The sequence below is a fragment of the Oscillospiraceae bacterium genome (assembly GCA_035353335.1).
Classification (GTDB): domain Bacteria; phylum Bacillota; class Clostridia; order Oscillospirales; family JAKOTC01; genus DAOPZJ01.
This window is the reverse complement of record DAOPZJ010000069.1, coordinates 1-11,672: the sequence shown is the minus strand read 5'-3', so window position 1 is coordinate 11,672 and position 11,672 is coordinate 1. Positions and strand designations below refer to the sequence as shown.

The 11,672-nt window shown below is 54.9% G+C and carries 9 protein-coding genes; 2 read left to right on the top strand and 7 right to left on the bottom strand.

Features of this window, described 5'->3' with window-relative positions; translation table 11 throughout:
• Window positions 1–184: 184 nt before the first annotated feature.
• Genes PKH29_11510 through PKH29_11500 form a run of 3 tightly spaced genes read right to left on the bottom strand, consistent with a single transcriptional unit; the run spans window position 185 to window position 4,053 of the window.
• Window positions 185–487: an MGMT family protein gene (locus PKH29_11510; GenBank protein HNX15463.1), complete on the bottom strand. Its 303-nt coding sequence runs from the start codon at window positions 485–487 to the stop codon at window positions 185–187.
• Window positions 484–1,431 (bottom strand): glycosyltransferase family 2 protein, encoded by a 948-nt coding sequence (locus PKH29_11505; GenBank protein ID HNX15462.1) that lies wholly within the window; start codon window positions 1,429–1,431, stop codon window positions 484–486. The genes PKH29_11510 and PKH29_11505 overlap by 4 nt, the downstream gene beginning before the upstream one ends.
• A 42-nt stretch (window positions 1,432–1,473) precedes the next feature.
• Entirely contained in the window at window positions 1,474–4,053 is a 2,580-nt protein-coding gene (locus PKH29_11500) for a YfhO family protein (protein HNX15461.1), read from the bottom strand.
• A 255-nt stretch (window positions 4,054–4,308) separates the two neighbouring features.
• On the opposite strand from PKH29_11500, the gene PKH29_11495 reads away from it, so the two are divergent.
• Both PKH29_11495 and ispF read left to right on the top strand, forming a co-directional pair.
• Window positions 4,309–4,989, top strand: coding sequence for an IspD/TarI family cytidylyltransferase (locus PKH29_11495; GenBank protein HNX15460.1), 681 nt, complete (start codon window positions 4,309–4,311; stop codon window positions 4,987–4,989).
• 41 nt (window positions 4,990–5,030) lie between these two features.
• Entirely contained in the window at window positions 5,031–5,507 is a 477-nt protein-coding gene (ispF, locus tag PKH29_11490; protein HNX15459.1) for a 2-C-methyl-D-erythritol 2,4-cyclodiphosphate synthase, read from the top strand.
• 92 nt (window positions 5,508–5,599) lie between these two features.
• On the opposite strand, the gene PKH29_11485 is transcribed toward ispF, so the two are convergent.
• From PKH29_11485 to PKH29_11470, 4 genes are all read right to left on the bottom strand, one after another.
• Window positions 5,600–6,265, bottom strand: a complete 666-nt coding sequence (locus PKH29_11485) for a rubrerythrin family protein (protein ID HNX15458.1) — start codon at window positions 6,263–6,265, stop codon at window positions 5,600–5,602.
• A gap of 120 nt (window positions 6,266–6,385) precedes the next feature.
• Window positions 6,386–8,206 (bottom strand): InlB B-repeat-containing protein, encoded by a 1,821-nt coding sequence (locus PKH29_11480; protein ID HNX15457.1) that lies wholly within the window; start codon window positions 8,204–8,206, stop codon window positions 6,386–6,388.
• Window positions 8,207–8,225: 19 nt separating this feature from the next.
• Window positions 8,226–8,561 (bottom strand): cell division protein ZapA, encoded by a 336-nt coding sequence (gene zapA, locus PKH29_11475; GenBank protein ID HNX15456.1) that lies wholly within the window; start codon window positions 8,559–8,561, stop codon window positions 8,226–8,228.
• 80 nt (window positions 8,562–8,641) lie between these two features.
• On the bottom strand, window positions 8,642–11,672 hold a 3,031-nt coding region (locus tag PKH29_11470; protein ID HNX15455.1), incomplete at its 5' end, for an alpha-mannosidase.

Sequence of the window (11,672 nt, the reverse complement as noted above, 5' to 3'; positions counted from 1 at the left end):
TCCAAAAGGCGCTCGACCATATTATCATACCGCCGGGCCCCTGTCAAGACTTTTTGCTTCAAAAACTTTCATAAACATTTTCCAAAGAATTTTCCACACCGAAAAGCCGCCGGTTTCGTTCCGGCGGCTTTTATAATTCCGGGGTCAACGCTATACATTATATATCTATAAACGAAAAATGTGACTAAATCCCGTACTTCGACAAGTCGACGAACAAATCCCCGCTGACTTCGACGCCCTCTTCTTCGAGCATGCGCTTTTGAACCTCGGGACCCCCGAACGCAAAGCCCTCGCAGATCTTGCCGAACCGGTTGATGACCCGGTGACACGGAATCACGCCCGGCTGGGGGTTGACGTGCAGCGCCCAACCGACCGCTCTCGCCGCTCTCGAATTGCCCGCAATCGCCGCGATCTGCCCGTAAGTGGCAACCCGGCCTTTCGGGATTCTCTTGACGGCGTCGTAAACCCGATCGTAAAAAGCACTCATTTGACTCTGATGTCCGAAATCACAAACCGCGGCCGATGCTTGGTCTCCATATATGCCTTGCCGACGTATTCACCCACGACTCCCATGGCGATCAATTGAATGCCGCCGAGCCAGAACAGCGCGGCGACAATCGCCATCATCCCGGTTTCAAACACGCCGCACAAATAGAGCACCAATCCGGCTATGAACGCAATGAGCGCGAGAACCATAATCCACACCCCCGTCCAAAACACCATCCGGATCGGTTTGACCGAGAATCCCGTGATGCCGTCGAGGGCAAGCGCGAGCATCCGTTTCAACGGATATTTGGAGACGCCCGCCGTTCGCGGGGTACGCTCATACAGTACCTTGTCGGTCTTGAAGCCGAGCAGCGGAACCAATCCGCGCAGATAGAGGTTGACTTCTTTGAATTCGCGCAGCGCCTCAATCGCGCGGCGGCTCATCAGGCGGAAATCGGCGTGATTATAAACGGTATCGACACCCATTTTTGCCGAAAATTTATAAAAACTCTGCGCGGTGTTGCGCTTAAAAGCGGTATCGGTCTCCCGCGCGCCTCTGACGCCGTAGACGATGTCCGCGCCGGCGTCGTATTTTGCGATCATCTCGTCGAATACGTTGATGTCGTCCTGCAGATCGGCGTCGATGGAAATCGTGAAATCGCAGTGTTCGGCCGCCGAGAGCAGTCCCGCAAGCAAAGCGTTTTGATGCCCGCGGTTGCGCGACAGCGACATGCCGCAGACAAGCGGCTCGCTCTCATAGGCCTCGGTGATCAGCTTCCAGGTCGTATCTTTGCTTCCGTCGTTGACAAAGAAAATCCGGCTTTGATCCGTCACCTTGTTCCCGGCGATCAAAGCGGCAAGTTTTTCACACAGCCGCTTTTGGGTCTCGGGAAACACCTCCTGCTCATTATAGCAGGGGACGACGACATACAGCGTCTTTGCCATACCGCAAACTCCCTTTCCGTTTCTGATTGAGGATTGTTTCCGTCAGTCCTTTTTCCCGTCTTCCGTTTTTGGTTTTTCCTGCTGCAATTGTTCCTCCGGCGGCTCGCCTTCGCCGGCTGTCGTAATCGTCGGCTCGGTAGCGGACGGTTCCGGGCTGACCGGTTCCGAGAAAAGATTCTCAGCCGGTGTCAATTCCGCTTCGGCGGCGTTTCCCGGCACAAAAGCCGGCTCGAGTGCCGCAAGCCGCTTTTTCTTCCTGTCCGAAACCGCGCCGATGACGAACAGCACGGCCAGCAGAACAAGCCCCGCCGCGCTGATGAGAAGTCCTTTTTCAAGGCCCGGAACCTGATAGGTGAATTCGATGTGATTGTGCCCCGATTTCGCCAAAACCGCCGTGAGCCCGGCATTGGCTTTTACAATCGCGGCGGGCTCGCCGTTGACGGTCGCGCTCCAGCCGGCCTCAAACGGCACGCTGAAGAACACGAGATTATCTTTGGCTAAATCGATGTCCACCGAATACCCCTTATTTGAACGGGTGTAATGATATGCGGTCTCGGTTTTTCGCGCCTCAACCGCGGCGTTGAATCCGGCAGAGGTCAAATCCAATTCTTCGCTCGGATACATGATCTGACTGTCGAACAGATAGGAATATTGCCCCGCGGCGGTGTCATCCAGCACAAGGGCGTAAACCATCAGATCGCTGATTTTGCTGGTATCGACCTTCTTCGCGTCGTATTCCAAAATGAAATTCTTATAAGTGAAGCCGAACGGGATATAGTTGTTGTTGACATAGACGTCGTACCCGTTCATATTGGTCAGCGAAGTCGTGTTGTATAACGACTGGTAGGAGGTTTTTCCTTCTTTTTCGAAGATATATTTGACCGAGGTGATCGAGCGCAGGCCGTTTCGGGTAGCCGAAGGACGGGACGCGACGTTGCGCTCCTCGCCGATGAACTCGTAGAATTCCATGATAGAAGGCGAGACGACGCTGTGGAAGAAGTTGATTGAGGATTTGCGCCAATATAACCCCTGATTGTCGAGTCCGTCGAGCACGTCGATGCGGTAAAACTCATCCTCCGGCGCGCCCGGAATCTGAAGATCGGCCGAGTTCAGGGAGTTGTCGACCAACTCTTTCGTGCTCTCCGAAGAGGCCTTGCCCGCGGTCAGGATGAACAGCGAATAAAGGCAGATGACCAAAATCAGCGAAAGCGAAATATACTTTTTGAACGACGCGATCTTGCCTTTTTTCAGCAGCCGTTCATACAGCAGATAGAGAAATACCATACAGGCGACCGTGATGCAGGCATTGATGGCAAACATGATCGGCGCGCCCCAGTTTTTGACGTAAAGACCCACCGACGAGACCGTGTTGTCCCCGGAGACCACAGGTAAAAACGCGATCGGAATCAACAAAAACAACGTGAAGATCGCGTTCCATTTCATGCCGAGTTTTAAATCGTAATCCTCAAAGTCCTCAAGCACCCTGACCGTGATCAGCGCCATGACCATAACCGCCATATACAGCCAGCGCGAATAATAGACCGCTTTCATCAGATAGAAGATACTGCCGACGCCGGGCATTAACAGCGCGACGCCGAAGCAGACCAATATGCGTTTCTGCCAGCTGCCTTTGGACTTTTTGGCCGCAAGAAACGCAATGACCATCGAAAGCGCGAATAACGGCAGCCAGGCGGCGACCGACTGCCAGCGGGTGTTGGAGTCCTCGATAAAATAGGTGAAGTGCGGCAGCTCGGGCGGGAACAGCAGCGCCTGCAAGATGCCCATGTACCGCCTCGTCTCGCCGTAAATATAAAAACCCCAGCCGTTGAAGACCGAATTCAGCCGCGGATTCGACATCAGCTCAATAAAACTCGGGAGCATCATAAACGCGGAGACGGCGACTCCGATCAGCGCTTCGGCGACGGCGTGCAGCAGTTTTTTGAAATCGAACTTCCAGTCGTCCGGACAGGTCACGCGCAATACGTAATACATGATAAAGAAGAGAACTTCGCCGACAAAGAAGAAATAGTTGGTCAGGACGTTGACTGCCGTGAACAGCGCGAACCAGCCCCATTTGTTTTCTTCGAAAAGGAGATCGAACGCGAGCAGCATAAACGGGAACACCGCGACGACATCAATGAAGTGATTGAAGAATATATTATAAACCGTATAGGAGGAGAAGGCGTATAACAGCGCGCCGACCATCGCGTAATCCGGGTCTTTGAGATAACGGCGCATAAATAAGAACGCCCCGACCGCCGCGAATGCCATTTTGAGCATCATCAGCGGGCCCATCAGCGCGGGCATCCAGGAGGAGGGGAAGATCATCGCAAACCAGAAAAACGGGCTGCCGATGGTATAAAAGCTGTAGGAACTGATAAAGTCGGAACCGAGGTCGGTCTCCCAGCTCCAGAGGAAATTTCCGCTTTTGATCTGCTCGGCGCAGTACTGCCAGAAAGGCACCTGCTGGACGTTATAGTCGCCGTAATAGAAAAAATATCCCCTGTCTTTGATGATGAACGGCAAAATCATAATTACGCCGATTCCCAGAGCGGTCAGAAAGACCTTCCAGACCATCAGGTTCTCCCGTTTTTTGAAGAGCGGGTTTTTCAGTTTTATCATTTTTACCTCCCGAGACGCCGTTTTTGCGGCGCAGCGCGTCATTTCCGAGTCCCGATGTTCCGCGCGCTTTTTGTCAAAGTTATTCTACCACATTTTTAATTGCGTATCAACCGTGTTTGTGTTAAAATAATACCCGGGGGAACAAAGCCGAAAATCCATTGTCAGCATATAATAATGCTCATTATAGAAAATAAAAAAGAAGATCCGGCCTTTCGCCGGACGCTTGCGAAACCCCGGGATAAAGGATGGCACTTTATGAAAAAGACAGCATTTATCATTGCGGCTGCGGGCAGCGCGAGCCGAATGGGCAGGGACAAAATATTCATATCCCTGAACGGGCGTCCGGCAGTCGCCGGGCCGCTCCTCGCCGCTCAGCGCTCCGACTGTGTGACTGAAATTATTATCGCCGCCAAACAGACCGACGTTCTGGCTTTTTGGGATTTGGCAAAAACGCTGGGCATCACCAAACTCAAAGCCGTCGTCACAGGCGGAAAGACCCGCCAGGAATCGGCGGCAGCCGCGCTTGAGCAGACCGATGCCGAAATCGAACTGATCGCGGTCCATGACGGCGCACGTCCTCTTGTCACCGTCGAATTGATCAATGCCGTCTGCGCGGACGCGGAAAAATACGGCGCCGCCGTTCCCTCGCTCGCCGCCACCGATTCGCTCAAAGAGGCACGCGACGGTTTTGTCGTCAGAACCGCCGACCGCGACCGTTTTTTTACCGTCCAGACCCCTCAGGTCTTTGACGCGGGCCTTTATCGCGGGGCGATGTCGGTGGCCGCTTCCGCCGGAATGGATTTCCGCGACGACTGCCAATTGTTTGAATTTATGGGGCACCCGGTTTTCTTAAGCAAGGGAGACCCTCACAATATCAAATTGACCGGCCCGATTGACGTCGCGGTCGCCGAAATGCTCTCGGAAAGAGAAACATAACCGGTTGATTGAAAAGGCACTTGCAAGAAAGGTTGGTAATCATGAGAATCGGTCACGGATATGATCTCCATCGGCTTGAAACAGGCCGAAAGCTCATCTTGTGCGGAATCGAGATTCCGTATGAAAAGGGCCTGCTCGGCCACTCCGACGCCGACGCCGCGGTTCACGCGCTCATCGATGCCCTGCTCGGCGCGGCGGCGCTCGGCGATATCGGAAGACTTTTTCCCGATACCGACGAAAGATATCGCGGAGCCGACAGCATGGAGCTGCTCAGGCATGTCATCGAACTGGTCTCCCAAAGGGGTTATTGGCTCGGCAACGCCGATGTCACCATCATCGCACAGGCGCCGAAACTGGCGCCCTATATCGAAAAGATGCGCGATAACCTCGCCGATGCCTGCGTCGTCGAATTCGACCGCATCAGCGTCAAAGCCAAGACCGAGGAGGGCCTCGGCGTCACCGGCGAAGGCCTCGCCATCCGCGCGCATGCGGTGGTTTTGCTCGAGGAGACCGAATAAAAAAATTAACAATAAAGCAGAGCGGGCTGTGGACAGCCCGCCCGGCGGGTATAAGCCCGCTTTTTACAAAATGCTTTTTTCAGCGGCGTTTTTTATCTGTATTCCGCCCATTTCGAGCCCGGTGTGTCGCAGATGGGGCACCGGTCGGGCGCTTCGCCCTCGGTGACGTTCCCGCAGACAGGACAGACATAATAAGTCGCGGCTTCCTTTACGCCGCCCGTCTTTTCCAAATTCGTCAGCATCTCTTTGTACAGCTGCTCATGGACGGCTTCGGCTTTTCCGATCTCATCGAATGCGTCCGTTGCCGCCGTATATTTTTCATCTTCCGCCGTTTGCGCGAATTTGGGATACATCAGCGTGGTCTCGTAATTTTCGCCTTTGATGCAGGCTTCCAGATTTTCTTCGGTATCCCCGACGGTCACGCTGCCCGCGGGCGGCATCATCAGCGGCGAGACGTCGTTGGCCAGCGCGTATTCCCGGCCGATGTGGACCCGCTCTCCCGCCGCGATCGCCCGAAACAGCACCGCGGCTCCGGTGTTGCCCTCGCTGTCGGCTTTCCCGGCATACAGCAAATATTTTTTGTTTGCCGTGTTTTCCCCGACGAGCGCCGTGACCAGGTTGTCATAGGTCTTGGGCACTTTTGAAAGTTTCGGCGGCTTATCGGCGGCGATGATCGCCCAGACGATCAGTCCGCAGACCGCCAGTGCAGCCGCAATGAGAAAAATCCTGAAATAGTTCTGTCGATCTTTTTTCGGCATATGCCCACCCCTTTGTATCGTTTGGTTCATACAAAGCATATGGGACTGCCCGGGCGGATATTCCGGCAAACAAAAAAGGAGCGGCGAAGGCCGCTCCTTTTCATTGCATATGATCTTGTTTTAGCTCATCAGAACATCGGATTCGTCTTCGTCTTCGCGGGGCTTTCTCGGAGCCTTTTTGCGCGACGCAAGGATGATGACGATGCCGACCGCAGCCAGAACCGCGACGCCGATGCCGACAAAAATCAGCGGGTTGAGGCCGGTGTTGTCGGTGCTTCCCGGTACCGCAGCCGCGTCATATTTTGCCGAGAGGATCACGAACGGGGAGAGCGAATCGAACGGAACCGTGGTACCGGTCAGATTGGTTCCCGCCGCGTTGAGCTCGATGGTGAACACGGCGACCGTGTCGGCCGAGAGCATAAACGCGCCCGAGGTCGGAGCGGCGGCGCCGAGCACTTTGGTGATGACGTAGTCGTCAAGCTCGTAATAAGTCGTCGCAAGAATCGGGTCGGCCCCTGTCTTTGCGGCATAATTGCCGTCAGCGTCCTTTTCGAACAGCATCATGGAGCCGTTGCTCTTGGCGGCATACTGCGCGTACGGCATGATGTGATAAGTGATGACGGCCGTATCTTCGGCCAGCGTAATCGGTGTGAACGGGAAGCGGATGGAGCCCTTGAATCCGCTGAGTTCGTTCGGGTTTGTCAGTGTGATGTCATATCCGGCGATGGCTCCCGTGAGCAGCCTTGCGACAAAGGAGTCGGAAGCGGTTTCCGATGCCAGCCTGACGACCGTCAGCGTAGTGTCGTTGAGGAACGTGCCGCTGACGATGATGCTTGTGGCCGGATCGGTGATTGTCATGCTCTCATAAGCGGGCGCCGAAACCACCGAGGAGACCGCGGAACTCACCTGCGAACTCGCTTTGGAACTGGTCTTGGAGCTGGTCTTGGAACTGGTCTTGGAGCTCACCGACGAACTGGTCTTGGAACTCACGGAGCTTGCGACGGAGGATGCCGCCGAGCTGGTGACGGGTTCCCATTGAGCCGAGAGATAACTGTCCTCGACGATCTTTAATGTCGGATACTTTTCGGTGAAGGAAGTCGACTTGAGATTCCAGCCCGCGAATTTATATCCCGCATAGGTGAACGGGCAAGGGATGGCATAGACGTTGATTTCGGCGTTGGCGTCAAAAAGGCCGTGTTCCACCGGTTTGATCGGGTTCGCGTCGGTGCTTGCGATGCCCGGAGTAAGAACCAGGAGATATTTCTTGTTTGCGTTCTCTTTCCAGGTCGCTTCGGCGTTCATGTAGATATTTCCGTTGTTGTCCATGCTCGAGATGTTGACGTTGCTGAGCGTATAGGCTGTGCCCGGCTGGTAGACCTTGCCGTTGAACAGCCAGCCGTTGAATGTGTAATTGCGGCGGGCCAGGTCTGTCGTCGGGAAAGTGAACGTGCCGGTCGGAGTGGTTGTGATTGCCTCCGGCAGGGTCCCGGTCACCGGGGTCGGCAGATTGCTGGAACCGGCGGTAAAGCCGATGACCACTTTCGCCGTCCTGAAGACGGCATACGCGATATAACCCGTTTTATAAGTCGTCGGTTTGAAGCTCGCGCCCGGCTGATAAAGCGTGTTGTCGATCGACCAGCCCACAAACGTGTAGGCGGCCGCTTTGGAAGCACCCAGGGTGTTGACGAGAATCGGTGTGACCTGTTCCGTGCCGTAGAGGGTGGTCGCAACGCCCTCAATACCGCCGTTAAAGGTCATCTGCTGGAGAACCGGCGGAACGGAGTCCGCAATCTGAACCGAATATGTAATGCTGTACGTTCTCGGTCCGGAGGTGGTGGACGATGTGGGGGCCGATGATGTGGCGAACGCGGAAGTGCCGAACAGCGACACCGCCATGACAAGCGCCAGTATCAGCCCGGTGATTTTGGATGCGGTTTTCATTGTGTTTCCCCCTGTCTTTTTAGCGGTTTTTGGTGTCCAGTTCCGCGCGCAGCCGATCGTTTTCACGCTTGGCGTCCTCTGCCGCGCTTCGGTACTTGTTGACATCTTCCAGATAAGTTTTGAGCAAACCGCGCAGATTGTCCGCGGCGTCATTCGCTTTTTTGACGCTGTCCATCGCATCGAGCGAAATGAGTGCCATCGCCTGCGCCAAGGTCATGTTCTGATTGGAGTTCATCATGGCGGTCAGACGGGAATCGAGTTCAGCCGCGAGTGCCTGGGCATACTGGGCGGTATCGCTTGTCGTCAGGTTCAAACTTAACGGTCCGACTTTCAGCGTCACCTTATTGTTCTCCAAAATAACACCACCTTTCTCAAAGAATCATTATACCATAACAATTTCCTGATTACAACTCTAAATTTTCCCAGCGGGGGGACTCAGACGCGGATTTTCAAGGTCACGATTTCGAAATTGCCCACGGCAATCTTGACCTTGTTGTTTTTCACGGCCAGGTCCCTGATCTCATTTTCGAGCAAGTTGCAGATCGTGACCTGTTTGACGTCGAATCCGAAATCCAGCGCCGCCGCACAGCGCTTTCCGAAACTCTCGTACATGCGCACAATGATGCCGTCCCCGTCCTCAGCTTTCTTGACCGTCTCGACGACGATGTTATGATTGGCGCAGGAGACCAGCGAGAAATTCCCGGCCAGCTTTCCTTCCTGCTTCCCGACTTTGACGGCTTCGAACGGGCAGTTGAGCAGATAGGCCTGTTTGATCGTGCCGGTGTTGCGGAAATTGCTGACGTGCGGCAGCAGCGAATAGGTGAATTCATGATGCCCCTTGTCGGCGTGGGGGTTGGGGCTTGTCGCGCATTTCAGCAGCGTCAGTTTGAGGGTGCTGCCCTCGGCGCTGTGGCCGTATTTACAGTCGTTCAGCAGCGACACGCCGTAACCGACCTCCGAGATATCCGCCCATTTGTGCGCGCAGACCTCGAATTTTGCCTTGTCCCAGTCCGTGTTTTCATGGGTCGGGCGCTGCAGATGGCCGAACTGGATCTCATAAGTCGCCTTGTCGGCGAGCACGTCGATCGGGAAAGCCGCTTTGACCAACAGATGTTCTTCGTTCCAGTCCATCACGGTCTCAAAGTCAATGCGCGGATTATCGGAGTAGAGCCAGATGTTCTGCTCAATGGTCGAGCCGAGAATGCGCTTCTTGACGTAAAATCCCGCGCGGCAGCCGTCGGTGATCTGTTTGATGGCAAGCACCTCGTCGGGCCTGCGCATCTTCTGTTTGTAATAATCGCTGATCTCCCAGGCGTCGTATTCGCGCGGAAAATCCTCAAAGATCTGAATCTCGTTTCCGAATTCGCCGTGCTTGAATACTTCCCTTTTGTTTTTCTTGTCAAACAGCCGGGAGATCCTGCCGCTGATATCGATCGTCATCTTATAGAATTTATTTTCCGCGAACCGCCCGTCCAGTTTGACCGTGCAGCCGAAATCGGGCTCTGTGACTTTCCATCCGTGCGCCGGAATGCCTTTGACGCTTCCGGTCTTCCCGTCGACTTTGACTTCTCCGTCGGACGTAAAGCCGGTCGGGTTGAAGACCGCGATGCCGCCTTCGGTGCCGATGTTCGCCGCGATGCGCCCCTTTGCCTTCTCCGCGAGTTCGGTGCCTTTTTCCCGGAGCGCGGCATATTGTCTGTCGCTGTCCTCATAGACTTCGAAAATCGAGGAGCCCGGGATGATGTCGTGGAACTGGTTGAGCAAAATGGTCTGCCACGCTTCGGTGAAGGCCTTCTGCGGATATTTTCCGCCGAGCAGCAGTTCGTCGGTCAGGGCGAGCGTCTCGGCCTTTTGGAATAAAAATTCGCTTTTGCGGTTGTTTTTCTTGTTTTTCGCAATGGAGGTGTAAGTGCCGCGGTGGAATTCGAGATAGAGCTCGCCCACCCACAGCGGAAAACGCCTGAGGTCTTTCGCGTTTTTGTCAAAGTTCTTTCTGGCATTTGCGATCGCCTCTCCCGCAAAAGTCATTTCGGTCTTCGGAATGCCCGGGATTCCGAACGAGAGCCGCCGCTGCGTCTCGAGCATTTCCTTGGTCGGGCCGCCGCCGCCGTCGCCGTATCCGAAGGTGGTCAGCGTCTCGTTGTTATAAAGTTTCTGCTGATACCGCTCCCAGGTGCCGAGAATCTGCCCGGCGGTCATCTTGCCGTTGTAGGTGCAGGAGATGTCTCCCCGCCGGTTCAACGGCCTGTCCTGCGTGGTGACGAAGAACGAGAAGACCCGGCTCCCGTCGATGCCCTCCCAGTAAAACGAGTCGTACGGCAGTTTGTTGCGCTCGTTCCAGGCGATTTTGGTGGTCATGAAGTTCTCGACGCCGCTCTTTTTCATGATCTGGGGCAGCGCGGCGCTGTAGCCGAAGACGTCGGGCAGCCAGAGCACCTTGCTGTCGATGCCGAATTCCTCTTTCATAAACCGCTTGCCGTAGATCATCTGGCGCACCAGCGATTCGCCGCTGACGAGATTCGTATCCATCTCGAGCCAGGTCGCGCCCTCGACCTCCCATCGGCCTTCCTTCACGAGCTTTTTGATCTCCTTGTAAAGCTCCGGCGCCTGCTCTTTGACGAACTGGTACAGCTGCGGCTGCGAGGACATAAATTTATATTCGGGATATTGTTTCATCAGATTGACGACGGTCGCGAAACTGCGCTGGGCCTTTTCGACGGTCTGGCGCAGCGGCCACAGCCACGCGACGTCGATGTGCGTGTGCCCGATGCAGGCGACGACCGCGTCGCTTTTGCCGCACAAGCCCCTGTAAAAACTCTTTTCAAGCTGCCCGCGCGCCGCCGCGACCGAGGCGTAATAAACCGCGCTCTTCGGTTGGCTGAAATCGAGAAGATTTGCCGCGAGTTCCAGCTGTTTCAGCGTATTGATAAAGACCTCGCTGTCGGGTGAAAAACAATCGAGCGAAGAAAACGGCACATATAAATCGTAATACATCGCCTCCGACGCGAGATCGATGCTCTTATACCGGGCCGAAAAATCGAATTTGGCGTCCTGCATGCTCGAATATAAATATAACACGAGGTCGACGGTGGTTCCGCCCTCGAGCAATACCTCCGTGTGATTGACGTCGACGCCCTGCGCCATGTGCCCGTTGAGGTAGACGATAAACTGCGGATTCAACGCGTCCCAGCCGCTCGTGCCGGTCAGCAGTTCCAGCGCGATCTGCTTTCCGCCGCCGACTTCGGGCACATGGAGTTTCGCGCGCATCCACCAGTGCTTTTCGCGGCCGCCGAGCCGGTCCGTCCCCGACGAAAACGGCTTCCAGCCGGTTTTCGGCGGAATATTGTTCTCTTTATATTCGCTCTCGACGAATTCGATTTCCCCGACGGTGCCGAGGTCCTCATAAGCGAGTTTTTTCAGCTGCGCGCAGGTCACTTTGATTTTGTCCCTGATAAAATCCATGATT